The following is a 24,650-nucleotide window of genomic DNA, read 5'->3' as shown; positions in this document are numbered from 1 at the left end:
GGGTTGACCCTTTATCCTGAGAGGCGATAACAGAGACGCCCCCCGTGAGCTGACCGGGGGCGCGTTAAAGAGAATGATACAAAATTTCTTCCGCGCTCTCGCGAAGTTGCAACGTAATGACTCCGTTTTTGCAAAATTTCCAGAGCATTATCAATCTGTAGTATAATGGTGCGCACTTTTATTAAAAATTGAGTGCGCCCATGATTGATATTACGCTTCCTTTGACTGACATCCACCGCCACCTTGATGGCAACATTCGCGCCCAAACAATTCTGGATCTTGGTCGGCAGTTCAACATCGCCCTTCCCGCCCAAACGCTGGAAACGCTGATTCCGCATGTCCAGGTCACCTCAACCGAACCCGATTTAGTGAGCTTTCTCACGAAGCTCGATTGGGGGGTAAAAGTCCTGGCATCGCTTGACGCCTGCCGCCGTGTGGCCTTTGAAAATATTGAAGATGCCGCACGTAACGGCCTGCATTACGTCGAGCTTCGCTTTTCGCCCGGCTATATGGCGATGGCGCATCAGTTACCGATCGCAGGCGTGGTTGAAGCCGTTATCGACGGTGTACGCGACGGCTGTAACACGTTTGGCGTCGAGGCACGACTCATTGGCATTATGAGCCGTACCTTCGGCGAGGCGGCATGTTTACAGGAGCTTGATGCGCTGCTGGCGCACAGAGAGAAAATCACCGCGCTGGATTTAGCCGGTGATGAGCTGGGCTTTCCCGGCAGTCTGTTTTTGTCGCACTTTAATCGGGCGCGCGATGCGGGCTGGCATATTACCGTTCACGCTGGCGAAGCCGCAGGGCCGGAAAGTATCTGGCAGGCGATTCGCGAACTGGGGGCCGAACGTATCGGACATGGCGTAAAAGCTGTCGAAGATCGCGCGTTAATGGATTTTCTTGCACAGCAGCGTATCGGTATTGAATCCTGTCTGACCTCGAATATTCAGACCAGTACCGTCGCATCGCTGGCAGATCATCCGCTCAAAACCTTCCTTGAGCATGGCGTTCTCGCCAGTCTTAATACGGACGATCCGGCTGTTCAGGGCGTAGATATTATCCATGAATATCATGTCGCCGCGCCAGCGGCAGGATTGAGCCGCGAACAGATTCGCCAGGCGCAGATTAACGGTCTGGAAATCGCCTTTCTGAGCGATAGCGAAAAACGTGCGCTGCGCGAAAAAGTGGCCGCGGCGTAAGATTGCTTTATTGATGCTAACGCCCTCTCTCCGCCTGCGGTTTAATGCTATCCCAGGCGGAGAAATGCGACATCTCAGGCAAGACACAGCGTCGCGCGATGTTTTGCCGATTCCATGCCCAGTTCAATCAACTCCATAATTTGAATCGCCTGACTTGCCGGCACGGGATTTTCACCGTTACCGTTTAACGCATCGCGGATGGCGGCATAATATGCCGGATAGTTACCCGGCAACGTAAGCCAGTTTTCTTCTTTGCGCGTCTCTCCCTCAACCAGGGTCAATACGCCGTCACGCATGTCGTATCCCCAGTCTTCCTGCGGTAAACGCTCGCCGTTTTTTAACCGTTCTTCCTGGGGATCGAGGCCATATTTTACATAGCTACCGCGCGAACCATGAACGATGTATCGCGCGGATTCCGCCGCGGCCAGCATCGTACCGTGCAAAATCACGCGGCGCTGGGGGTAGGATAAAATCGCGTGGAAATAATCTGTAGACTGCGCGCCCGGACGCAGTTGCGCTAAATCCACCGTCATGCTGACCGGCAGGCCAAAAAGCTGAATGGCCTGATCCAACAAGTGCGGCGCCAGATCGTACCAGATACCACTTCCTGGCCCGCCTTGCTCGCGCCAGCGGTCGCGCACCTGGGGACGGAAACGATCAAAGTGGGATTCAAACAAGGACACCTCGCCGAGCACGCCATCCGCCAGCAAGGCCTTCAGCGTCAAAAAATCGCTGTCCCAGCGTCGGTTGTGGAAGACGGAAAGTACCCGGCCAGTGCTCCGCGCAAGCGCATCCAATTCTCGCGCCTGTGACAGTGTCACGGTAAAGGGTTTATCAACCACCACATGCTTACCGGCTTCCAGCGCAGCTTTCGCCAGCGGGAAATGGGTATCGTTGGGCGTCGGGATCACGATCAGGTCGATATGCGGATCGTTAAATAAATGTCGGGGCTCAGAGACCACGGAAACCGCCGGCCAATCTGCTTTCACTTTTGTTTCATCGCTGCTGGATACCGCCGCAAGCTCTAGCCCTGGCGTTCCCATAATTAAGGGCGCATGAAAGGTTTTACTGGCGTAGCCATAACCGATTAACCCAACGCGGATTTTGTCATTCATCTCACTGCCTCCGGTTTTAGATATCGCTATTCCACACCATCGTGCGATTAGCCGCAATAGCGTCCTGACCATCAACGTATCATCAAAGGATTAACTTGTTACAGAACAGAGGCTGAAAACGTTTCCCTCCCTCTTGCCGACCGTTCGCCAGGAAAGTAACATTTACACCCTGTGTTTATGGATAAATCAAAGCAAATGTCGTCAATAATGAATCGTCTTATTGAATTAACTGGGTGGATAGTTCTCGTTATCTCAGTCATTCTTTTAGGTATTGCCAACCATATTGACAATTACCAACCACCAGAGCCCACGGCTTCCGTCCAGAAGAAGTAAGCGTCAGATAATGTAAAGGCATTTTCGCGTGGTACGGTAAGCGGCGCCCCGGGGGGTACAAAGAAAAGTCAAAAACCGGCAAAAAAAACGAAATATGTCCTATCTGGTCTGACGTTTATTGCCTGTTGTAGGAAAGCGCGTTAACCTTTCGCCCCAGGCGCCATGTGGCGCCTGACTCTTTACCGGTAAGAATATTCCCTTTTTACCTGCACCCCTGACCTCTCACTGGTGCGGTTTTGTTTATTTTTTATCAGTGACTACTCCGTTGGCATTATATTTAATATGGATCAACTTTATATGACTGTTCAGGATTATCTATTAAAATTCCGCAAAATTAGTTCGCTCGAAAGTCTGGAAAAACTGTTCGACCACCTTAACTATACCCTTACTGATGACATGGACATTGTTAATATGTATCGCGCTGCAGATCACCGCCGTGCCGAACTGGTTTCCGGAGGACGCCTGTTTGATGTAGGTCAGGTTCCGCAATCTGTCTGGCGCTATGTGCAATAAAGAAAGTAGCGTTTAACATCAAAAACCTTATAATATTTGCCCCAAAATGAGCGGCATGACCGTTAATGCGCGTAACCCCGGAGAAGATATGACTACAACACCGCCACAACGAATTGGAGGCTGGCTTCTTGGCCCGTTAGCCTGGCTGTTAGTCGCGTTGTTGAGCGCCTCGCTGGCGTTATTACTCTACGTTATGGCGCTTGCCACACCGCAAACGTTCAAGACGCTTAGCGGACAGGAAACCGGTAATTTACTGCTATGGGGCATTTCATTTATTACCGCTATCGCCATGTGGTACTATACCCTGTGGTTGACGATCGCATTCTTCAAGCGCAGACGCTGCGTGCCGAAGCATTACATTATCTGGCTGCTGGTGTCGGTGTTACTGGCGGTTAAAGCATTTGCCTTTTCGCCCGTCTCAGATGCCTTTGCCGTGCGTCAGTTACTCTTCCCACTGTTGGCGACGGCGCTCATTGTGCCTTATCTCAAACGTTCAGCGCGCGTTAAAACAACGTTTGTTAATCCGTAATAACCCTACAGTTAACCTGTTGTCGCCTGTGGTAGTTTGACAGATAATAGGCGGCTTTTTTATTTCAGGCCGAAACATGACTGATTACCTGCTGCTCTTTGTCGGAACTGTACTGGTCAATAACTTTGTACTGGTCAAATTCCTGGGCCTTTGTCCCTTTATGGGCGTATCCAAAAAACTGGAAACCGCCATGGGGATGGGCCTCGCGACGACCTTTGTCATGACGCTGGCGTCGATATGCGCCTGGCTTATCGACACCTGGATACTTATTCCGCTGGATCTGATTTATCTGCGGACGCTGGCCTTTATCCTCGTCATTGCTGTGGTCGTGCAATTTACCGAAATGGTTGTGCGGAAAACCAGCCCGGCGTTATACCGCTTGTTAGGCATTTTCTTACCACTGATTACCACTAACTGTGCGGTTCTGGGCGTAGCGTTACTGAATATTAATCTCGGTCATCACTTTCTTCAGTCGGCGCTGTACGGATTTTCCGCCGCCGTCGGTTTTTCATTAGTGATGGTTCTTTTTGCCGCCATTCGCGAACGCCTTGCCGTGGCGGATGTGCCCGCCCCTTTTCGTGGTAACGCGATAGCATTGATTACCGCAGGATTAATGTCTTTGGCCTTTATGGGCTTTAGTGGTTTGGTGAAGTTGTAATGAATACTATCTGGATTGCCGTTGGCGCCCTGACCCTTCTGGGTCTGGTGTTCGGCGCCATTCTGGGTTATGCCTCCCGCCGATTCGCGGTTGAAGATGATCCGGTTGTTGAAAAAATCGATGCGATTTTGCCGCAGAGCCAGTGTGGTCAGTGCGGCTATCCCGGCTGTCGCCCCTACGCCGAAGCCGTGGGTCTCCAGGGCGAGAAAATCAATCGTTGCGCGCCCGGCGGCGAAGCCGTCATGCTGAAAATGGCAGAGCTGCTAAACGTAGAGCCGCAACCATGCGATGGTGAAGAACAGCAGGCTGCGCCAGTACGTATGCTGGCAGTTATTGATGAAAATAACTGCATTGGCTGCACAAAATGCATTCAGGCCTGCCCGGTTGACGCCATCGTTGGCGCAACGCGCGCCATGCACACGGTCATGAGCGATCTCTGTACTGGCTGTAATCTGTGCGTCGATCCGTGTCCGACGCACTGCATCGAATTACGTCCGGTGAATGAGACGCCCGACAGTTGGAAATGGGATTTGAACACCATTCCCGTTCGCATCATTCCCGTGGAACAACATGCTTAAACTATTTTCCGCTTTCAGAAAAGATAAAATCTGGGATTTCGACGGTGGTATTCATCCGCCCGAAATGAAGTCCCAGTCAAACGGCACGCCGCTGCGCCAGGTGCCTTTGGCGCCGCGCTTTGTTATCCCTTTAAAACAGCACATTGGCGCTGAGGGCGAGCTGTGCGTTAGCGTCGGCGATCGCGTGCTACGCGGCCAGGCGCTTACCCGTGGACGTGGGAGAATGCTGCCGGTACACGCGCCCACCTCCGGGACGGTTATCGCTATTGCCCCCCACTCGACGGCACATCCTTCGGCGCTGGCGGAGTTAAGCGTCATCATTGATGCCGACGGCGAGGACCGCTGGATTGAGCGTGATGGCTGGTCTGATTACCGCGCCCACAGCCGTGAAGCGCTTATTGAACGCATTCATCAGTATGGCGTTGCCGGACTTGGCGGTGCAGGGTTTCCCACCGGCGTTAAATTGCAGGGTGGCGGCGATAAAATCACCACGCTTATTATCAATGCCGCAGAGTGCGAACCTTACATTACGGCGGACGATCGTCTGATGCAGGACTGCGCCGCGCAGATTGTGGAAGGTATTCGCATCCTGGCGCATATTCTGCAACCACGTGAGGTATTAATCGGCATTGAAGATAACAAACCGCAGGCTATTTCCATGCTGCGCGCCGTACTGGCTGACGCTCACGATATTTCGTTACGTGTGATCCCAACCAAATACCCTTCCGGCGGCGCAAAACAGCTCACCCAAATACTGACGGGAAAACAGGTTCCCCACGGCGGGCGATCCTCTGATATTGGCGTGCTGATGCAAAACGTCGGTACGGCTTATGCCGTTAAACGCGCCGTGGTTGACGGCGAACCGATCACAGAACGCGTCGTCACCTTAACGGGTGAAGCGGTAAGCCGCCCGGGTAACGTCTGGGCGCGGCTCGGCACTCCCGTTCGTCATTTGCTTAACGATGCCGGGTTCTGCCCTTCTGCTGACCAGATGGTCATCATGGGCGGCCCGTTGATGGGATTCACCCTTCCCTGGCTTGACGTACCGGTCGTAAAAATCACCAACTGCCTGCTGGCGCCATCCGTGACTGAAATGGGGGCGCCTCAGGAAGAGAAAAGCTGTATTCGTTGCAGCGCTTGCGCTGACGCTTGCCCTGCCGACCTTTTACCGCAGCAGCTTTATTGGTTCAGCAAAGGGCAGCAGCATGACAAGGCTACCGCTCACCATATTGCTGATTGTATAGAATGCGGCGCCTGCGCCTGGGTCTGCCCGAGTAATATTCCGCTCGTCCAATATTTCCGTCAGGAAAAAGCGGAGATTAATGCGATCAGGCTTGAAGAAAAACGCGCCGCCGAAGCCAAAGCGCGTTTTGAGGCTCGTCAGGCAAGACTGGAGCGCGAAAAAGCCGCCCGCCTTGCACGTCATAAGAGCGCAGCGGTACAACCAGCGGCAAAAGATCAGGATGCCATTGCCGCTGCGCTGGCGCGGGTAAAAGAGAAACAGGCGCAGGCCACGCAACCGGTGGTTATTCAGGCGGGTAGTCTGCCAGACAATAGCGCCGTCATCGCGGCCCGTGAAGCGCGTAAAGCGCAAGCGCGCGCTAAACAAGCCGCTCATCCGGTGGCTGACAGCGCGATATCCGGCGGCGACCCGCGTAAAGCCGCAGTGGAGGCGGCTATCGCTCGCGCCAAAACCCGCAAACAGGAGCAGCAGGCCGGAAGCGAACCTGCCGAAGCGGTCGATCCGCGCAAAGCCGCGGTGGAGGCGGCCATCGCCCGCGCCAAAGCCCGCAAACAGGAGCAGCAGGCCGGAAGCGAACCTGCCGAAGCGGTCGACCCGCGCAAAGCCGCGGTGGAAGCGGCTATCGCCCGCGCCAAAGCCCGCAAGCAGGAGCAGCAGGCCGGAGGCGAACCTGCCGAAGCGGTCGATCCGCGCAAAGCCGCGGTGGAAGCGGCTATCGCCCGCGCCAAAGCCCGTAAGCAGGAGCAGCAGGCCGGAAGCGAACCTGCCGAACCGGTCGATCCGCGTAAAGCCGCGGTGGAAGCGGCCATCGCCCGCGCCAAAGCTCGTAAACAGGAGCAGCAGGCCGGAAGCGAACCTGCCGAACCGGCCGACCCGCGTAAAGCCGCGGTTGCTGCGGCTATCGCCCGCGTTCAGGCAAAAAAAGCAGCACAGCAGCAGGTTGTTAACGAGGACTAAATGGTATTCAGAATCGCAAGCTCGCCTTATACCCATAACCAGCGCCAGACATCGCGAATCATGTTGCTGGTATTAATCGCCGCTCTGCCGGGGATTGCCGCGCAGACGTGGTTTTTTGGTTGGGGAACGCTTTTCCAGATCGTTCTGGCTGCTATCACGGCGCTCGTCGCAGAAGCCATTGTCCTCAGGCTGCGCAAACAATCGGTCGCCAGTCACCTGCAGGATTATTCCGCGTTATTGACGGGGCTTTTGCTGGCGGTCAGCATCCCTCCGCTCGCGCCCTGGTGGATGGTCGTACTGGGAACCGGATTCGCCATTATTATCGCTAAACAGTTATATGGCGGGCTGGGACAAAACCCCTTTAATCCGGCCATGATCGGCTACGTGGTGCTATTAATTTCCTTTCCGGTGCAAATGACAAGCTGGTTGCCGCCTTATGAAATAGCCGCAACAACGCCCGATATGCTGGACACGTTGCGGATGATTTTTACCGGGCATACCGCCAGCGGCGGCGATATGACGCTGCTACGTATCGGTATTGACGGTATCAGCCAGGCGACGCCGCTGGATACGTTTAAAACGTCCTTGCGCGCCGGGCACTCCGTTGAGCAAATCATGCAGTACCCGATATACAGCGGTGCGCTGGCTGGCGTGGGCTGGCAGTGGGTTAACCTCGCCTGGCTTGTCGGCGGCGTATTCCTGCTGTGGCAAAAAGCCATCCGCTGGCATATCCCGGTCAGTTTTCTGCTCACGCTGGCGCTATGCGCCGCGTTAGGTTGGCTTTTCTCGCCCGCTACGCTGGCCTCGCCGCAGCTTCATCTGCTGTCAGGCGCCACCATGCTGGGCGCATTTTTTATCTTGACGGATCCGGTTACCGCCTCCACGACCAACCGTGGACGTTTAATTTTCGGCGCGCTGGCTGGGGTATTAGTGTGGCTGATTCGTAGCTTCGGCGGCTATCCGGACGGCGTTGCTTTTGCTGTCCTGTTGGCGAATATCACGGTTCCTCTGATCGACTACTACACGCGCCCCCGCGTCTATGGACATCGCAAAGGATAAACCATGCTGAAAACGATTCGTAAACACGGTATTACGCTGGCGCTTTTTGCCGCAGGCTCTACGGGATTGACCGCGGTGATTAATCAGATGACAAAATCAACCATCCACGAACAAGCGCTGCAACAACAACATGCCCTGTTCGATCAGGTATTGCCGCCAGATCGTTACAATAATAATCTGCAAGAGAGCTGTTATCTGGTCGATGCGCCCGCCCTCGGCAAAGGCACACACCGTGTTTTTATCGCTCGCAAGGATGATAAACCCGTAGCGGCCATCATTGAGGCCACCGCGCCAGATGGCTATTCCGGCGCTATCCAGCTTATTGTTGGCGCAGATTTCAACGGTACCGTCCTGGGGACGCGTGTGACGGAACATCATGAGACGCCAGGGTTAGGTGATAAAATTGAGCGCCGTTTGTCTGACTGGATTACCCACTTTAGCGGTAAAACTATCAGCGGTGAAAATGATACGCACTGGGCGGTGAAAAAAGATGGCGGTGATTTTGATCAATTTACCGGGGCGACAATAACGCCGCGCGCCGTGGTGAATGCGGTTAAACGCGCCGGGCTGTACGCCGAATCACTGCCCGCTCAGCTCCCCCATTTAACCGCCTGTGGAGAATAACCATGAGCGAAATAAAAGACATTGTTGTTCAGGGGTTATGGAAAAATAACTCTGCTCTGGTGCAGCTACTTGGCCTGTGCCCTTTACTGGCGGTGACGTCTACGGCAACCAACGCTCTGGGGCTGGGTCTGGCCACAACGCTGGTATTAACGCTGACCAACCTTACGGTGTCCGCACTACGTCGCTGGACGCCGGCAGAAATCCGTATCCCGATTTACGTCATGATCATTGCCTCGGTGGTAAGCGCAGTACAGATGCTGATCAATGCGTATGCGTTCGGTTTGTATCAGTCTTTAGGGATTTTTATTCCTCTGATTGTAACGAACTGCATTGTTGTTGGTCGCGCCGAAGCGTTTGCCGCGAAAAAAGGACCGTGGCTTTCCGCGTTGGACGGTTTTTCCATCGGCATGGGCGCGACAGGCGCGATGTTCGTGCTGGGTTCGCTGCGCGAGATCCTCGGGAATGGTACGCTTTTCGATGGCGCGGATAGCCTGCTGGGAGGCTGGGCAAAAGTATTACGGGTCGAGATATTTCACACCGACTCGCCTTTCCTGCTGGCGATGCTGCCGCCAGGCGCGTTTATCGGCCTGGGGCTCATGCTGGCGGTAAAATATCTTATTGATGAAAAAATGAAGAAACGCCGCGCCGAAACCGCGCCTTCCGCTGTTCCGGCAGGTGAAACAGGGAAAGTCTGATGAACAAAGCAAAAAGGCTGGAAATTCTGACGCGCCTGCGCGACAACAATCCGCACCCCACAACGGAACTCAATTTCACGTCGCCGTTTGAGTTGCTGATTGCCGTGTTGCTTTCCGCGCAGGCAACCGACGTCAGCGTGAACAAGGCTACCGCCAAACTTTACCCGGTCGCCAATACACCAGCCGCGATGCTGGAACTGGGCGTAGAAGGCGTGAAATCCTATATCAAAACCATCGGTTTATTTAACAGTAAAGCGGAAAACGTGATTAAGACCTGCCGTATTTTACTGGACAAGCATAATGGCGAAGTGCCGGAGGATCGGGCGGCGCTGGAAGCGCTTCCCGGCGTGGGGCGTAAAACCGCTAACGTAGTACTAAATACCGCCTTCGGCTGGCCGACCATCGCCGTTGATACGCATATATTTCGTGTATGCAACCGAACACAGTTCGCGCCGGGTAAAAATGTCGAGCAGGTAGAAGAGAAATTGCTGAAAGTGGTGCCGAATGAGTTCAAAGTGGACTGCCATCACTGGTTAATTTTGCATGGCCGCTATACCTGTATCGCCCGAAAACCGCGCTGCGGCTCCTGCCTCATTGAAGATCTTTGCGAATACAAAGAAAAAGTCGATATTTGATATGGTCGGAGTGCGTCCGTCACGCCAGCGCGCTCCCACCTTCGGCCTGGATCTATTTTAGCCATCAATCATTCCAGTCTCTGTCCTTTTTCTGATGTAATGTGCTTTCGTTTTCACTCCACGTCAGGTTAATCATTTTTTTAATCGCAAAAAATTCTATCTATCCGTGATCAGGATCACTTTGATAACTTCATGTGAAATTTAATGACATCTAAGGTTACATTTACAACCGGATAGACTGACGCCCCGTTTTCACTACAAAACATTACTCTGCCATTTTTTCAGATAATGGCCTATATCACTGCTTTTCACCTTAAATAGCAGAAGATATCGCCTTTCACCCAAACTAATGGCCTTTTTGCAGTGTAAAAATCTGCCATTCTTCAAATGAAGAAATTTAACGCTGGATAACATTTCTGACATCGGACGATTCAACCAGAAGAGTTATATGTAACAGATTATTACAAAGCTCTTGTCTGGAGAGGAAAGATAGTGAACATTACCTGCCGTTTCCCCTCCAATATAACAATCGGACGGATGAGTCTGACTCATCACGCGCCAGACAATCCCTGTTAATACGGGGCGTAAAAAAGAGGTAAAAGTGTCTACTGCAAACAAAAAACCAACTGAAAGCGTCAGTTTGAACGCTTTCAAACAACCGAAGGCGTTCTATCTCATCTTCTCGATAGAGTTATGGGAGCGTTTTGGTTATTACGGCCTGCAAGGCATTATGGCCGTCTACCTGGTAAAACAACTGGGTATGTCAGAAGCGGATTCCATCACCCTTTTCTCTTCCTTCAGTGCGCTGGTGTACGGCCTGGTCGCCATTGGCGGTTGGTTAGGTGATAAAATTCTGGGCACCAAACGCGTTATTATGTTGGGTGCCGTGGTGCTGGCTATCGGTTATGCGCTGGTCGCATGGTCTGGTCATGACGCTGGCATCGTCTATATGGGCATGGCGGCTATCGCTGTGGGTAACGGTCTGTTTAAAGCTAACCCGTCTTCCCTGCTGTCTACCTGCTACGCGAAGGATGATCCGCGTCTCGACGGCGCATTTACGATGTATTATATGTCCGTCAACATCGGCTCCTTCTTCTCTATGCTGGCGACGCCGTGGCTGGCGGCGCGTTATGGCTGGAGCACCGCGTTTGCGCTTAGCGTCGTCGGTATGCTGATAACCGTCGTTAACTTTGCTTTCTGCCAGCGCTGGGTGAAAAGCTACGGTTCCAAACCCGACTTTGAACCGATCAACTTCCGTAATCTGCTGCTGACAATCGTCGGTATTGTCGTTCTGATTGCGGTCGCCACCTGGCTGCTGCACAACCAGGATATCGCGCGTATGGTGCTGGGCGTAATCGCTCTTGGCATCGTCATTATCTTCGGTAAAGAAGCGTTTTCCATGCACGGCGCGGCTCGCCGTAAAATGATCGTCGCCTTTATTTTGATGCTGCAGGCGATTATCTTCTTCGTACTGTACAGCCAGATGCCGACGTCGCTGAACTTCTTTGCCATTCGTAACGTCGAGCACTCTATTCTCGGTATCGCGTTCGAACCGGAACAGTATCAGGCGCTGAACCCATTCTGGATCATTATCGGCAGCCCGATTCTGGCCGCTATCTATAACAGGATGGGCGATACGCTGCCGATGCCGATGAAATTCGCCATTGGTATGGTGCTGTGTTCCGGCGCGTTCCTGATTCTGCCGCTGGGCGCCAAATTTGCGAACGATGCCGGCATCGTATCCGTAAACTGGCTGATCGCAAGCTACGGCCTGCAAAGTATCGGTGAGCTGATGATCTCCGGTCTGGGACTGGCAATGGTCGCACAGTTGGTTCCGCAGCGTCTGATGGGTTTCATCATGGGTAGCTGGTTCCTGACAACGGCAGGCGCTAACATCATCGGCGGTTATGTCGCCAACCTGATGGCTGTGCCGAGCGACGTGACTGACCCACTGATGTCCCTGGAAGTCTATGGTCGCGTATTTATGCAGATTGGCATAGCAACCGCCGTTATCGCCGTCCTGATGCTGCTGACAGCGCCTAAGCTGAACCGTATGACCCAGGACGATGATACCGCTGAAAAAGGCTCTAAAGCCGCTACAGTTTAATTTTCCGGGAAACAACATTCAGGCCGCTAACTGTGCGTTAGCGGCTTTTTTTTTGCTCGTCCCCGCACTACCATACTTTAAACCTCAGCAAAAAGGAGTTACCGATGAAACTGTTCTACAAACCGGGTGCCTGCTCTCTTGCTTCCCATATTACCCTGCGCGAAATTGGCAAAGACTTTACGCTTGATGGCGTCGATCTCGCAAAAAAACGCCTGGAAAACGGTGATGATTACCTGGCAGTCAACCCTAAAGGACAGGTTCCGGCTCTGCTGCTGGATGACGGCACACTGTTGACTGAAGGCGTCGCCATTATGCAGTACCTCGCCGACAGCGTTCCCGACCGCCAGCTTCTGGCGCCGGTAAGTAGTCTTGCTCGCTATCATACGCTGGAATGGCTCAACTATATTGCAACGGAACTGCATAAAGGCTTTACCCCGCTGTTCCGCCCTGACACGCCGGAAACACTTAAACCCGCCGTTCGCGCCGGTCTGGAAAAGAAATTGCAGTATGTGGATGAGTCGCTTTCAGACGACCAGTGGATTTGCGGCCAGCGTTTTACCATTGCAGACGCTTATCTGTTTACCGTATTGCGTTGGGCCTATGGCGTAAAACTGAATATGGACGGGTTAACGCATATTGAAAGTTATATGCAGCGTGTCGCAAAAAGACCGACCGTTGCGGCAGCGCTTAAAGCGGAAGGACTGAATTAATGTCATGTTGCCGGATAGCTCGCTGTACCGCCATCCGGCCTCTTTTTAGCAGCAATAATTACAGCCGCGTTGCGCTGAAGTAATGTTCAGGGTTAGCGATCCTGTCCTGGGCCGCCACGACCTGCAGTTCGTACTCCTGCATCGTTTTGGTGGCGATCATAATCTCATAGACTGCCGCCGTAACGTGCTCCAGCGCCTGCTGCAACGTCGCGCCCTGCAAAAGTTTGACCAGCAATAAACCACTGGTGACATCGCCAACGCCAACCGGCTGACGTGAGCCGAAATCCACCAGCGGACGGCTAATATGCCAGGCTTCCTGCGCTGTCACCAGCAGCATTTCAAAGCGCTCTGAACTGTAACCGGCGCGGGCGAGATGTTTTACCAGTACAATTTCTGGCCCCTGAGCAATCAGTTCACGCGCCGCCTGCACGGCGTCATTCACATTATTCACGCTATGTTTGCTGAGAATTTCCAGTTCAATCAGGTTAGGCGCGATAATATCGCTGGCGGGTAGCGCATAACGCACATGGAACTCTGCGACGCCAGGCGCCACGATACAGCCCTTTTCCGGATGCCCCATCACGGGATCGCAGAAATATTTTGCCTGCGGATTTGCCGCTTTAACCTGGCGCACAATACCGAGAATGTGTTCTCCCTGCTCGGCAGATCCCAGGTAACCGCTAAGTACGGCGTCGCAGTGCGCTAACTGGCCAATGTCCGCAATCCCCTGGACAATCTCAGTCAGATGGCTGGGCGGCATAACACAGCCGGTCCATTTACCATATTGCGTGTGGTTAGAAAACTGAACGGTATTCAGCGGCCAAACATTCGCGCCAAGACGGCGCATGGGAAATTCGGCGGCGCTGTTGCCCGCATGTCCGAAAACAACATGGGACTGGATAGCGAGGATATTCTTCATTTTTTTACCTGAACATCAAAAATAAGGGAGTGATTTCTCACTCCCTGTTACTTAATGCCTTATTTCCAGCAAATCAGACAATAGTTCTTTTTGCCGCGACGTAATAAGGTATAGCGGCCAAACAGACGGTCCTCATCGTTAAAGATGTATTCAGGATCGGATTGTTTTTCACCATTGATAGTGACAGCGTTGGAGGCGATAGTCTTACGCGCCTGACCACGCGACGGCTGGAGTTCGGCGTCTACCAGCGCCTGCATCAGGTCGGCGCCTTTTTCCATTTCAACCATCGGTACGCCGTCCTGCGCCAACTGCTCAAAGTCAGCTTCGCTCAGCGCGCTCAGTGAACCGCTGAACAGACATTCAGTGATCCGTTTCGCCGCGACCAGCCCCTCTTCACCATGAACCAGGCGCGTCACCTGCTCGGCCAGCACATACTGCGCGCGCGGCGCTTTACCGCTGTTTTTATCTTCTTCTTCCAGGGCATTGATCTCTTCAATATCCATAAAAGTGAAGAATTTCAGGAAGCGATAAACATCGGCATCTGCGGTGTTAATCCAGAACTGGTAGAATTTGTACGGACTGGTTTTCTTCGGATCCAGCCAGACAGCGCCGCCTTCGGTTTTACCGAATTTCGTGCCGTCAGCTTTGGTGATCAGCGGAACGGTCAAACCAAATACCTGATTCTGGTGCAGGCGACGGGTCAGGTCGATACCGGAAGTGATGTTCCCCCACTGGTCAGAACCGCCAATCTGTAAGGCAACGCCGTGCAGTTTATTCAGACAAGCGAAGTCGTACCCCTGTAGCAGGTTATAAGAGAACTCCGTGAAAGAGATACCCTGATCGTCACGGTTCAGACGCTGCTTCACCGCTTCTTTGTTGATCATCTGATTAACGGAAAAATGTTTACCGATATCGCGCAGGAAAGTCAGCACATTCATGCTGCCGAACCAGTCATAGTTATTGGCCGCGATGGCGGAGTTTTCGCCGCAATCAAAGTCCAGGAATGGGGCAACCTGTTTACGAATTTTCGCCACCCACTCCTGAACGGTCTCTTCAGTGTTCAGTTTACGCTCGGCGGCTTTGAAGCTCGGGTCGCCAATCAGACCGGTCGCGCCGCCTACCAGCGCAACAGGTTTGTGCCCTGCCTGCTGGAAGCGTTTCAGGCATAACAATGGAACCAGATGCCCCAAATGCAAGCTGTCAGCGGTAGGATCGAAGCCGCAATAGAGCGCGATCGGGCCTTGCGCCAGTCGCTCTGCCAACGCGTCTTCGTCCGTCACCTGGGCTACCAGCCCCCGCTCTTGCAATTGTTTAATCAAGTTACTGCTTGCCATCAAAATCTCCATGTATAAAACGACTGCACCTTTGCCGGTACACGACTTTTCGCCAGACGCGAAAGAGACATAGCATAAAACGGCGGATTCATCCGCACCAGTGCTTAAAACAAGATTTTTGCATCTTTAGGGCGCAAGACGGTCGATTTTCCATGCGCCGTCGTCGCGTTGGTATAAAAAGCGATCGTGCAGACGATGTTCGCCGCCCTGCCAGAACTCCATCTGTTCGATACTCACGCGAAAACCACCCCAGAAGCTGGGTAACGGCACTTCGCCCTGTTGAAACTTCTGCTTGAGCTCCAGGAATTTGCTTTCGAGGATACCGCGCGCGGAAATGCGGCTGGATTGTTTAGAGACCCATGCGCCAATCTGGCTGTCGCGCGGACGGCTGTGGAAATACCTCACCACCTCAAGAGTGGAGAGACGCTCGGCTTTGCCTGTCACCATCACCTGGCGTTCAAGCATATGCCAGGGAAATAACAGGCTGATACGCGGATTGTGCTCAATTTGATGCGCCTTGCGGCTTCCCAGGTTGGTATAAAAGACCAGGCCTTTTTCATCATAATGCTTGAGCAATACAATACGCTGGTACGGTTGCCCCTTATCATCTACGGTCGCCACGACCATTGCCGTCGGATCGGCCAGTCTGGCGTCGCACGCTTGCCCAAGCCAGCGCTCAAATAAGGTTAACGGTTCAGCGGGTAAATCGCGGCGACGCAAGCCGCCTTTCGTGTATTCACGGCGCAGATGCGCGATCTGCTGCAATTGGTCGTTATCAGACATGGCGTTGATCAGAAATAATCAGTGGGTGGCGCTATTGTGCGCCCCCATACTGAAAATCTCAACGCTTCGGATTTTGTAACTGACAGTTATTAAGCACAATTCTGTCTCGTTTATAGACCGTGGCGCTCTCGCCTTGCGACCAGAAAACATAAATCCCGTCGGTATAACGCGCGCCCGAGGCCGAGATTCCTTGCTTCAGGGTCAGCAGCTTATTGTCATAGACAAAACTGACCTCTTCACGCGGGTTATTGACTTTAACGGTAAGCGGCTTCTCATCACACTGGTATTCCAGCGTATCCGTTTGCATACGTTCAACAAATTGTTGATAAACGCTACAGCCGGTCAGCAGCACAGGTAAACACATTATTGCGATCTTTTTCATAGGCATATCCCGAAAGCTCTCCTGCTTCTGGAAGGGCAAACGCCCCTTCCTGACCTTGCTAGTTTACCGATATAGGGTCCGGGAAAAATTCAGTTAACTCTGAGTTATTGGGTTAGCCGGGTAAATAGCGCCTAAAACACTGGCTTCTGTAGCCCCCGTCACGGAAGGTAAATTTCCCGGCAGGCCCGCGAGCGTTCGCCAGGCAAGCCATGCAAAGGCCAGCGCTTCCATATCATCGCCGCTGATCCCCGCCTTATCGGTGGTCGAAACCTCGATACCGGGCAACAGCGCCGCCAGACGGGCCATCACTAACGGATTCCGACTTCCGCCGCCACAGACCATCAGCCGCTCGCAGCCGCCATTGAGCAGCACCTGTTGGGCGATGGAGACCGCCGTCAGCTCCGCCAACGTGGCCTGTACATCGCGCGCGTCTGCGCCAGGGAAAGCCGTAAGATGACGCTCTAACCAGCCATAGTTGAAATATTCGCGTCCTGTACTTTTGGGCGCCGACGCAGCAAAGTACGGATCGCGCAACATCTTTTGCAGCAAGGGAAGAATAACCTGACCTTCTTTCGCCCATGCCGCGTCTTTGTCGTAGGGCTGCGCGCATTGTCGCCAAATCCACGCATCCATCAACATATTACCCGGCCCCGTGTCGTACCCGCGCACCGCCTGTCCGGGGAAAAGCAGAGATAAATTGGCGATGCCGCCGATATTCAGGACCATACGTTTTTCCGTCGGATGTCCCAACAGCGCGTGATGGAAAGCGGGCACCAGCGGCGCGCCTTGTCCGCCCAGCGCAATATCCCGCCGCCGAAAATCGCCGACCACTGTAATCCCCGTATGGGCGACGATGTGATTATTATCGCCAATTTGCAGCGTATGCGGGGCCTCGCCGGTCGGCTCATGCCAGACCGTTTGCCCATGACAACCAATGGCGACGATATCCCGCGGCTGCAAACGTTGTTGCGCTAACAGCGCATTAACCGCCTGTGCAAAAAGCCGGCCTAACTGGGTATCCAGCTGGCCGAGTTGCGAGAGCGTAAGCGGTTGTCCCTGGCAAATATCGAGAATGCCTTTTTTCAGATGAACGGGAATGGGCCAGGTGAGACTTGCCTGTTGCGCAACCATGGTTTCATCAATTGCCGCCAGTACAACATCCACGCCATCAAGGCTGGTCCCGGACATAACGCCAATAAAACGGCCCGATTTCATACCTCTTCCTTATTAAGCTGGGTTAAGCCTTAACACTCGGCATAACGTATTTTGCAATGCGATGCCCGCGTCACGTTTTTTGCCGTGCCGTCCACGGATATCAATAACCTATCTTTTCTTGCTTCCCACTTCGTTTAAGATTAGTTAATTAACTTCTGATTATGATTTTTACATTCTTTCGGCAGAAGATATGACCTTAACTGCATAAATGCCATATAATTTAGCTATAGGGATGCTGAAATAGCGTTTCGTGAAGAACAGGAGATGGGTAAATGATTAAACGTGTACTGGCCGTTTCACTGATGGGGTTATCCTTAGCTGGGTGTGTTAACAATGATAGCCTTTCGGGTGATGTTTATACCGCATCCGAGGCTAAACAAGTTCAGAATGTAACGTACGGTACTATCGTTAACGTTCGTCCGGTTCAAATTCAGGGCGGTGATGATTCTAACGTGATTGGCGCTATCGGCGGCGCGGTGTTGGGCGGATTCCTCGGCAACACTATCGGCGGCGGTACGGGTCGTTCACTGGCGACCGCGGCAGGCGCGGTGGCTGGTGGCGTAGCGGGCCAGGGCGTCCAGAGCGCAATGAATAAAACCCAGGGTGTGGAACTGGAAATTCGTAAAGACGATGGCAACACCATTATGGTTGTGCAGAAACAAGGAAATACGCGTTTCTCGGCAGGTCAGCGTGTCGTGCTGGCCAGCAACGGCAGCCAGGTTACTGTCTCTCCACGCTAAACCAGGCTTTACGTGTGGTCACATGGCCACACGTATGCCCCTGCACCTCAATCGTGAGAGTGCAATTCCATAATGTTGTGTTCAAGTTTAGCGACAAGTTTAATCAGAAGCTCAATCTCCTCTGAAGAAATCCCAGCCAAAATTTCACCGCGCGTTTTATGAATGACCTCTTCCATCTCAGCGATCAGCGGCTCCGCTTTTTCGGTCAGTTTAATCCGCTTAGCGCGACGATCGCTGGCGCAGGTTTGCCGCGAAATTAGCCCCTTATCTTCAAGTTGATCCAACGTGCGTACCAGCGATGGCTGCTCAATGCCTATCGCTTTAGCCAATTGAATCTGCGACTGGTCAGGCGGCAATTGATGAATATTGTGCAACGTGACCCAATGTGTCTGCGTCAATTCCAGAGGCTTGAGGCGATGGTCAATCAGAGCACGCCAAATGCGCACCAACCGTGCCAGATCAGAACCTAGTGGCGATTCCAATTTCATCTCCTTATAATTAGCTTGCTAAGTTATTATGCTGATTTTAGAATAGTGTGCAGTATTTGTATTCTCAAAACAAATGTATTGCTAAATTTGCTTACCAATAGACATTTTTTCAGACATAGTGCGCACCTGGCACCTGTAGCTTCAGTTTTGGCTAAAACTAAAGCATCGATGTCTGACGCAAAGGAACATTGCTTGTGAAGTGTATACTCAACGCCACAGGATTGCCCTTACAAGATCTCATGTTGGGAGCATCTGTTTACTTTCCGCCATTCTTTAAAGCCTTTGCGCTTGGGTTCGTTATCTGGTTGTTTATTCACCGACTCCTGCGTGACCGGATATACTCTGATGAAATCTGGCATCCCCTGTTAATGGATCTCTCCCTCTTTACGCTTTGCGTATGTCTGGGCCTCGTTTTACTGATCGCGTGGTAAATATGTCGTTAAAAACAATAAAATATTTTTCTACTCTCATTGTCGCCGTTGTCGCCGTTCTGGCCGCGTGGTGGTTATGGAATTACTATATGCAGTCACCGTGGACGCGCGATGGTAAAATCCGCGCGGAACAGGTCAGCGTAACGCCGCAGGTTTCTGGCAGCATTACCCAACTCAATATCAAAGATAATCAGTTCGTCAACGCCGGGGACGTTCTCTTTGTCATTGATAAAACGCCCTTCCATATTGCAGAACTTAACGCGCAGGCGCAGTTGGCCAAAGCGCAGTCCGATCTGGCAAAAGCGAATAATGAAGCCGATCGACGTCGACATTTATCGCGTAACTACATCTCTGCTGAAGATCTGGATAGCGCCAATCTGAATGTTAAAGCGATGCAGGCCAGCGTAGATGTCGCACTGGCGACGTTAAAACAGGCGCAGTGGCAGCTTAGCCAGACGGAAGTAAAAGCGCCGGTATCCGGCTGGGTGACCAACCTTTCCACGCGTACCGGTGATTATGCCAGTACCGGTAAGCCGCTTTTCGCCCTGGTAGATAGCCATTCATTTTATGTAATGGGATATTTCGAAGAAACCAAACTACGCCATATCCGCGAAGGTGAGCCTGCATTAATAACACTGTATAGTGGCAATGTTAAGTTACAGGGTCACGTTGGCAGTATCGGGCGCGCTATTTACGACCAAAGCGTGGAAAGTGACTCCGGTTTAGTGCCCGATATCAAACCCAACGTACCGTGGGTACGTCTGGCGCAACGCGTACCGGTACGTATCGAATTTGACGCTTTGCCGCAGGATATCACGCTCGTCTCCGGCACTACCTGCAGCGTAGCCATTGGACAGCGGTAATGAAACTCTCCCTGCCGGCCCTGCGAAATACGCCCTGGTTTAAAGCGACCTCCGGCCAGTGGCGTTACGCGTTGCGCAATACCATTGCCATGTGTCTCGCGCTGACATTCGCTTATTATCTCAATCTGGATGAGCCCTACTGGGCGATGACTTCGGCCGCAGTGGTGAGCTTTCCGACCGTAGGCGGCGTAATCAGTAAAAGTCTGGGGCGTATTGCCGGGAGTTTACTCGGCGCGACCGCCGCGTTGATTATTGCCGGCCATACGCTGAATGAACCCTGGTTGTTCTTATTTAGCATGGCCGCCTGGATCGGTTTTTGTACCTGGGCCTGCGCGCATTTTACCAATAATGCCGCTTATGCTTTCCAGTTGTCCGGCTACACGGCGGCGATCATCGCGTTCCCGATGGTTAATATTGTAGAAATCACGCAGTTGTGGGATATCGCCCAGGCACGTGTATGTGAAGTTATCGTCGGCATCCTCTGTGGCGGCATGATGATGATGATCCTACCCAGCACATCCGATGGCACTGCCCTGCTCACCGCGTTGAAAAACATGCATGCGCGCTTGCTGGAACATGCCAGTCTACTGTGGCAGCCGGAGACTACCGACGCTATCCGCTCCGCGCATGAGGGCGTGATTGGGCAAATCCTGACCATGAACCTGCTGCGTATTCAGGCCTTCTGGAGTCACTACCGTTTTCGCCGCCAGAATGCATTGCTAAATGCATTGTTACACCAGCAATTACGGCTAACCAGCGTGATCTCCAGTCTGCGTAGAATGCTTTTAAACTGGCCGACGCCGCCGGAAAACAGCCGCGAAGTTATTGAACAACTCTTAGCCGCGCTAGCGAAACCGCGCGCGGACAGCTACACCGTGGCGCGGATTATTGCGCCGCTACGCCCGCAGGATGAACAGGATTATCGTCACCTCGCGTTCTGGCAGCGATTACGCTATTTTTGCCACTTATATCTGCGCAGCAGCCGCCAGTTATATCTGATCGAAAGCGGCGCGCCGGTGGATCAAATCCATATCCGCCGCACTCCCGGCCTTGCACGGCATACGGATAACGCAGAGGCCATCTGGAGCGGCGTACGTACCTTTTGCACGCTCACGGTGATTGGCGCCTGGAGTATTGGCGCGCAATGGGAATCCGGGCCCGGCGCATTAACCCTGGCGGCGATCAGTTGCGTTCTCTACTCCATCGTCGCCACTCCGTTTAAGTCGCTCACCTTATTGATGCGTACTTTAGTGCTGCTGTCCTTATTCAGCTTCGTGGTGAAATTTGGCCTGATGGTGCAAATCACCGATCTGTGGCAATTCTTGCTTTTCCTTTTTCCGCTGTTCGTCACGATGCAACTGCTTAAACTGCAGATGCCTAAGCTGGCGGGACTGTGGGGGCAGCTTATCGTTTTTATGGGCTCATTCATCGCCGTGACCAATCCGCCGGTGTACGACTTCGCCGACTTCCTTAACGATAATACCGCCAAGATCGTCGGCGTCGCGATTTCCTGGCTGGCGTTTGCGATTTTGCGCCCCGGTTCCGATGCCGTAAAAAGCCGCCGCCATATCCGCGCGCTACGCCGGGATTTCGTCGATCAGCTTAGCCGTCACCCTTCCCATAGCGAAAGCGAGTTTGAATCGCTGACCTATCATCACGTCAGTCAGCTCAGCAATAGCCAGGATGCGCTGGCGCGCCGGTGGTTATTACGTTGGGGAGTGGTACTGCTGAACTGCTCGCATGTGGTGTGGCAGCTGCGCGCCTGGGAGTCGCGTTCCGATCCGCTTTCCCGGGTGCGGGATATTTGTATATCCCTGCTGCGCGATGTGATGAGCGAGCGCGGCGTGCAGCAACGCCCGCTTGCCGTCACGCTACAGGAACTACAGCGTATCTGCGACACGCTCGCACATCATCATCAACCCGCCGCGCATGAGCTGGCGGCGATTATCTGGCGTTTACACTGTTCGCTGTCGCAGCTGGAACAGGCTCCAGCGCAGGGAACACTGTCTCCGGGTTATTTAATGACGCCGCAGGCGTAACGCGTTCCGCCGCCGCCGAGCGGTTTCGGCTGATCGGACATGTTATCGCCGCCCACATGGATCATGAGCGCTTTATCTTTCACTTCATCAAGAGACTTCAGACGCGGCGCAGTAACCGGTTCGGTGGCGATACCATCATTATTAACGACTAACACCGGGAGGTCGCCCAGATGCCCCTGACCTTCCGGCCCTTCATGCTTGCCGGTATTTTGTGGGTCCAGATGACCACCAGCGGCTTCTGCGGCAACCGCTTTGCCGTCTTTAATCGCGGGCTGGCAGCTACCGTTGGCATGAATGTGAAAACCATGCTCGCCCGGCGGCAACGCTTTAAGGTGTGGGGTAAATTTTAAGCCGCCTTCGGTTTCATCGATGACGACGGTGCCGATAGACTGTCCTACGCCTTGCGCCGTCACCAGGTTCATCTCTACTTTCTCGCTGTTGGCCTGCGCACCCGCACAGGCCAACAGCGTCACCATCGCTAAACTTAATCGCTTCATAAAACCTCCGTTACATGTGGTCGCCTGTTAAGTGTAAACCACTGGCGAAAACATGAACGGAAAGTCAACGAGTTGGCGATTACGGCACGTCATAACCCAGTGCCGCCTTGCGGATTCGGAACCACTGTTGACGCGACAATGACAGCGTTTCCGCTTCTAGTGCGGCGCGTACGCGTTCGATTTTACCCGAGCCAATAATCGGCAGCGGCTGCGACGGCAAACGTAAAATCCAGGCATAGACCACCTGTTCAATAGAACTGGCGTTGAGTTCTTGCGCGATAACGGAAAGTTCCTGGCGCAACGGCTGATAAGCCTCATCATTAAACAGCCGACCGCCGCCAAGACATGACCAGGCCATCGGACGAATACGCAGTTGCTGTAATTGATCTAATGTGCCGTCCAGCAACAAAGGCTGGTGAACCGGCGAGATCTCCACCTGGTTGGTCGCCAGGGTGAACGGCAGGCGCGATTGCAGCAACGTAAATTGCGCTGGCGTAAAATTAGAAACGCCAAAATGGCGCACTTTGCCGCTTTGATGCAGATGTTGAAACGCCTCGGCGACGTCATCCGCATCCATTAACGGATCGGGACGGTGAATTAACAACATATCCAGATAATCTGTCGCCAGATTTTTTAATGACTGTTCGGCGCTCAGAATAATATGGCGGCGATCGGTAATATAATGACCGAGCCTATTTTCCGCTCTGGCGGTGGTCGCAATACCGCATTTGGTAACGATTTGCAGTTTTTCCCGCAAATGCGGCGCCAGCGTTAGCGCCTCGCCAAACGCCGCTTCGCACTGATAACCGCCATAAATGTCCGCATGGTCAACGGTGGTGACGCCCAAATCCAGATGTTCTTCGATAAAACTCACTAATTGACGCGCGGACATATTCCAGTCCATCAAACGCCAGTAACCCATGACAAAACGCGAAAACTCCGGGCCTTGTGGAGCGATAGTGACACGCTGAACCATAACAGATTCCTCATAGAGAATAATGAGGTTGAGTATACGCAATTCCGCGTTTAAAAGAGTGAAGGTTGTTGAGGATCTTCCGATGGGAGAGGCTTGTTTGCGCGTATTTTACGCAAGAAACGCTGGCGACAAAGCCGCAGTACATTTTGTTTCTCGGCATCGCTCATTTTTTGCCAGTTAAACCGTTCGTCGCGGCTGCGCATACAGCCCCGACAAAAGCCACGCTCATCAGACTGGCAGATACCGCGACATGGGCTTGCTACAGGAAAAAACTCCAACTGCTCGGCCACATCCCCTCCTCAACGTTTGGCGCTTATGACTATTGAAGACGCTAACTGACATTATGGCAACTCTGCTTGCAGTAGACCGACTGGTCTACTATACTGCCTGCTATGAATAAGCAAACCGAACACGATACCCGCGAACATCTGCTGGCCACCGGCGAGCAGCTTTGTATGCAACGGGGTTTTACCGGCATGGGGCTTAGCGAGTTGCTCAAAACCGCCCAGGTGCCTAAAGGGTCGTTTTATCACTACTTTCGCTCGAAAGAAGCCTTCGGCGTCGCTATGCTTGAACGACATTACGCCTGCTATCATCAGCGTCTTACGGCGCACTTCACCTCCGGTCCTGGTAATCATCGCGATCGTCTTCTCGCCTGGTATCAGGAAACGTTAAAGCAGTTTTGCCAGCAAGGCGCCATTAGCGGTTGCCTGACGGTGAAACTGTCAGCGGAGGTCTGCGATCTGTCGGAGGATATGCGCTCTACGATGGATAAAGGGGCGCAGGAGATCATGGCACTGCTTGCACGCGCGCTGGAAGATGGCCGTAATAGCCACTGTTTACATTTCACCGGCCAGCCGTTGCCACAGGCGCAGGTACTTTATGCCCTGTGGCTGGGCGCCAATTTGCAGGCCAAAATATCCCGTAGCGCCGCGCCGCTGGAAAATGCGTTGGCGCATGTTAAGACCATCATTGCAACGCCTGAGTAGTAACAGGCGTTTTTATTTCCTTTATTACAAGACGAC

28 protein-coding genes are annotated in these 24,650 nt (G+C 53.0%); 18 read left to right on the top strand and 10 right to left on the bottom strand.

The window, feature by feature from the left end; translation table 11 throughout:
- The first annotated feature begins 200 nt into the window (after nucleotides 1-200).
- The gene (gene add, locus ABVN36_RS07915; RefSeq protein ID WP_000565566.1) at nucleotides 201-1,202 is read left to right on the top strand and encodes an adenosine deaminase; all 1,002 of its coding nucleotides are present in this window, start codon (nucleotides 201-203) and stop codon (nucleotides 1,200-1,202) included.
- Between the two features lie 74 nt (nucleotides 1,203-1,276).
- Here add and ABVN36_RS07910 read toward each other — a convergent pair whose 3' ends face one another.
- Complete coding sequence (locus ABVN36_RS07910) at nucleotides 1,277-2,317, bottom strand: oxidoreductase (RefSeq protein WP_000998242.1); 1,041 nt, start codon at nucleotides 2,315-2,317, stop codon at nucleotides 1,277-1,279.
- A 207-nt stretch (nucleotides 2,318-2,524) separates the two neighbouring features.
- On the opposite strand from ABVN36_RS07910, the gene blr reads away from it, so the two are divergent.
- From blr to gstA, 12 genes are all read left to right on the top strand, one after another.
- On the top strand, nucleotides 2,525-2,650 hold the full coding sequence (gene blr / locus ABVN36_RS07905) for a division septum protein Blr (protein ID WP_001708800.1): 126 nt from the start codon (nucleotides 2,525-2,527) through the stop codon (nucleotides 2,648-2,650).
- Nucleotides 2,651-2,947: 297 nt separating this feature from the next.
- On the top strand, nucleotides 2,948-3,163 hold the full coding sequence (gene ydgT / locus ABVN36_RS07900) for a transcription modulator YdgT (RefSeq protein ID WP_000217946.1): 216 nt from the start codon (nucleotides 2,948-2,950) through the stop codon (nucleotides 3,161-3,163).
- Between the two features lie 88 nt (nucleotides 3,164-3,251).
- A complete protein-coding gene (locus tag ABVN36_RS07895) occupies nucleotides 3,252-3,692 on the top strand; it encodes a DUF2569 domain-containing protein (protein WP_000214061.1) in 441 nt (146 codons plus the stop codon).
- 76 nt (nucleotides 3,693-3,768) lie between these two features.
- Nucleotides 3,769-4,350 (top strand): electron transport complex subunit RsxA, encoded by a 582-nt coding sequence (rsxA, locus tag ABVN36_RS07890; protein WP_000133179.1) that lies wholly within the window; start codon nucleotides 3,769-3,771, stop codon nucleotides 4,348-4,350.
- Entirely contained in the window at nucleotides 4,350-4,928 is a 579-nt protein-coding gene (gene rsxB / locus ABVN36_RS07885; RefSeq protein ID WP_001092600.1) for an electron transport complex subunit RsxB, read from the top strand. The genes rsxA and rsxB overlap by 1 nt, the downstream gene beginning before the upstream one ends.
- Entirely contained in the window at nucleotides 4,921-7,128 is a 2,208-nt protein-coding gene (rsxC, locus tag ABVN36_RS07880; RefSeq protein ID WP_050901199.1) for an electron transport complex subunit RsxC, read from the top strand. The genes rsxB and rsxC overlap by 8 nt, the downstream gene beginning before the upstream one ends.
- Complete coding sequence (rsxD, locus tag ABVN36_RS07875; protein WP_000231891.1) at nucleotides 7,129-8,187, top strand: electron transport complex subunit RsxD; 1,059 nt, start codon at nucleotides 7,129-7,131, stop codon at nucleotides 8,185-8,187.
- A gap of 3 nt (nucleotides 8,188-8,190) precedes the next feature.
- A complete protein-coding gene (gene rsxG, locus ABVN36_RS07870) occupies nucleotides 8,191-8,811 on the top strand; it encodes an electron transport complex subunit RsxG (protein WP_000920822.1) in 621 nt (206 codons plus the stop codon).
- A gap of 2 nt (nucleotides 8,812-8,813) precedes the next feature.
- The gene (locus ABVN36_RS07865) at nucleotides 8,814-9,506 is read left to right on the top strand and encodes an electron transport complex subunit E (protein WP_001289628.1); all 693 of its coding nucleotides are present in this window, start codon (nucleotides 8,814-8,816) and stop codon (nucleotides 9,504-9,506) included.
- On the top strand, nucleotides 9,506-10,141 hold the full coding sequence (gene nth, locus ABVN36_RS07860) for an endonuclease III (protein WP_001030318.1): 636 nt from the start codon (nucleotides 9,506-9,508) through the stop codon (nucleotides 10,139-10,141). Before ABVN36_RS07865 ends, nth begins: the two co-directional genes overlap by 1 nt.
- 601 nt (nucleotides 10,142-10,742) lie before the next feature.
- Nucleotides 10,743-12,248 carry a dipeptide/tripeptide permease DtpA gene (dtpA, locus tag ABVN36_RS07855; RefSeq protein WP_000100911.1) on the top strand — a complete coding sequence of 502 codons (1,506 nt, stop codon included), beginning with the start codon at nucleotides 10,743-10,745 and terminating at the stop codon, nucleotides 12,246-12,248.
- Nucleotides 12,249-12,352: 104 nt separating this feature from the next.
- Nucleotides 12,353-12,958, top strand: coding sequence for a glutathione transferase GstA (gene gstA / locus ABVN36_RS07850; protein ID WP_000765727.1), 606 nt, complete (start codon nucleotides 12,353-12,355; stop codon nucleotides 12,956-12,958).
- 58 nt (nucleotides 12,959-13,016) lie between these two features.
- Here the strand turns inward: gstA and pdxY are convergent, their stop codons facing one another.
- The 5 genes from pdxY to anmK form a co-directional block, all read right to left on the bottom strand.
- A complete protein-coding gene (gene pdxY, locus ABVN36_RS07845) occupies nucleotides 13,017-13,877 on the bottom strand; it encodes a pyridoxal kinase PdxY (RefSeq protein ID WP_000789736.1) in 861 nt (286 codons plus the stop codon).
- Between the two features lie 59 nt (nucleotides 13,878-13,936).
- Complete coding sequence (gene tyrS / locus ABVN36_RS07840; protein WP_000168626.1) at nucleotides 13,937-15,211, bottom strand: tyrosine--tRNA ligase; 1,275 nt, start codon at nucleotides 15,209-15,211, stop codon at nucleotides 13,937-13,939.
- A 126-nt stretch (nucleotides 15,212-15,337) separates the two neighbouring features.
- Nucleotides 15,338-15,994 carry a pyridoxamine 5'-phosphate oxidase gene (gene pdxH / locus ABVN36_RS07835; RefSeq protein ID WP_001282334.1) on the bottom strand — a complete coding sequence of 219 codons (657 nt, stop codon included), beginning with the start codon at nucleotides 15,992-15,994 and terminating at the stop codon, nucleotides 15,338-15,340.
- Between the two features lie 58 nt (nucleotides 15,995-16,052).
- Nucleotides 16,053-16,382 carry a C-type lysozyme inhibitor gene (mliC, locus tag ABVN36_RS07830; protein ID WP_001132086.1) on the bottom strand — a complete coding sequence of 110 codons (330 nt, stop codon included), beginning with the start codon at nucleotides 16,380-16,382 and terminating at the stop codon, nucleotides 16,053-16,055.
- Between the two features lie 87 nt (nucleotides 16,383-16,469).
- Nucleotides 16,470-17,591, bottom strand: coding sequence for an anhydro-N-acetylmuramic acid kinase (gene anmK, locus ABVN36_RS07825; protein WP_000835021.1), 1,122 nt, complete (start codon nucleotides 17,589-17,591; stop codon nucleotides 16,470-16,472).
- A gap of 272 nt (nucleotides 17,592-17,863) precedes the next feature.
- On the opposite strand from anmK, the gene slyB reads away from it, so the two are divergent.
- Complete coding sequence (gene slyB, locus ABVN36_RS07820) at nucleotides 17,864-18,331, top strand: outer membrane lipoprotein SlyB (RefSeq protein ID WP_000597179.1); 468 nt, start codon at nucleotides 17,864-17,866, stop codon at nucleotides 18,329-18,331.
- Between the two features lie 47 nt (nucleotides 18,332-18,378).
- Here the strand turns inward: slyB and slyA are convergent, their stop codons facing one another.
- A complete protein-coding gene (gene slyA, locus ABVN36_RS07815) occupies nucleotides 18,379-18,819 on the bottom strand; it encodes a transcriptional regulator SlyA (RefSeq protein ID WP_000764554.1) in 441 nt (146 codons plus the stop codon).
- Between the two features lie 194 nt (nucleotides 18,820-19,013).
- Here slyA and ABVN36_RS07810 point away from each other — a divergent pair, with 194 nt between their 5' ends.
- Genes ABVN36_RS07810 through ABVN36_RS07800 form a run of 3 tightly spaced genes read left to right on the top strand, consistent with a single transcriptional unit; the run spans nucleotide 19,014 to nucleotide 22,152 of the window.
- On the top strand, nucleotides 19,014-19,250 hold the full coding sequence (locus tag ABVN36_RS07810; RefSeq protein WP_000649755.1) for a DUF1656 domain-containing protein: 237 nt from the start codon (nucleotides 19,014-19,016) through the stop codon (nucleotides 19,248-19,250).
- A 2-nt stretch (nucleotides 19,251-19,252) separates the two neighbouring features.
- Nucleotides 19,253-20,113, top strand: coding sequence for an HlyD family secretion protein (locus tag ABVN36_RS07805; RefSeq protein ID WP_001538147.1), 861 nt, complete (start codon nucleotides 19,253-19,255; stop codon nucleotides 20,111-20,113).
- Nucleotides 20,113-22,152, top strand: coding sequence for an FUSC family protein (locus ABVN36_RS07800; RefSeq protein ID WP_000777612.1), 2,040 nt, complete (start codon nucleotides 20,113-20,115; stop codon nucleotides 22,150-22,152). The genes ABVN36_RS07805 and ABVN36_RS07800 overlap by 1 nt, the downstream gene beginning before the upstream one ends.
- Here the strand turns inward: ABVN36_RS07800 and sodC2 are convergent.
- The 3 genes from sodC2 to ABVN36_RS07785 form a co-directional block, all read right to left on the bottom strand.
- Complete coding sequence (gene sodC2, locus ABVN36_RS07795; protein ID WP_023138187.1) at nucleotides 22,128-22,649, bottom strand: superoxide dismutase [Cu-Zn] SodC2; 522 nt, start codon at nucleotides 22,647-22,649, stop codon at nucleotides 22,128-22,130. The genes ABVN36_RS07800 and sodC2 overlap by 25 nt on opposite strands.
- Nucleotides 22,650-22,728: 79 nt before the next feature.
- Complete coding sequence (locus ABVN36_RS07790) at nucleotides 22,729-23,625, bottom strand: aldo/keto reductase family oxidoreductase (protein WP_000250721.1); 897 nt, start codon at nucleotides 23,623-23,625, stop codon at nucleotides 22,729-22,731.
- 50 nt (nucleotides 23,626-23,675) lie between these two features.
- The gene (locus ABVN36_RS07785) at nucleotides 23,676-23,915 is read right to left on the bottom strand and encodes a DUF1289 domain-containing protein (protein WP_001538148.1); all 240 of its coding nucleotides are present in this window, start codon (nucleotides 23,913-23,915) and stop codon (nucleotides 23,676-23,678) included.
- Between the two features lie 102 nt (nucleotides 23,916-24,017).
- Here ABVN36_RS07785 and ABVN36_RS07780 point away from each other — a divergent pair, with 102 nt between their 5' ends.
- Entirely contained in the window at nucleotides 24,018-24,614 is a 597-nt protein-coding gene (locus ABVN36_RS07780) for a TetR/AcrR family transcriptional regulator (protein ID WP_023138186.1), read from the top strand.
- Nucleotides 24,615-24,650: the final 36 nt, after the last annotated feature.

Source organism: Salmonella sp. SJTUF15581 (assembly GCF_043356775.1).
GTDB classification, from domain to species: Bacteria; Pseudomonadota; Gammaproteobacteria; order Enterobacterales; family Enterobacteriaceae; genus Salmonella; species Salmonella enterica.
This window is presented reverse-complemented; position numbering and strand designations above follow the sequence as displayed.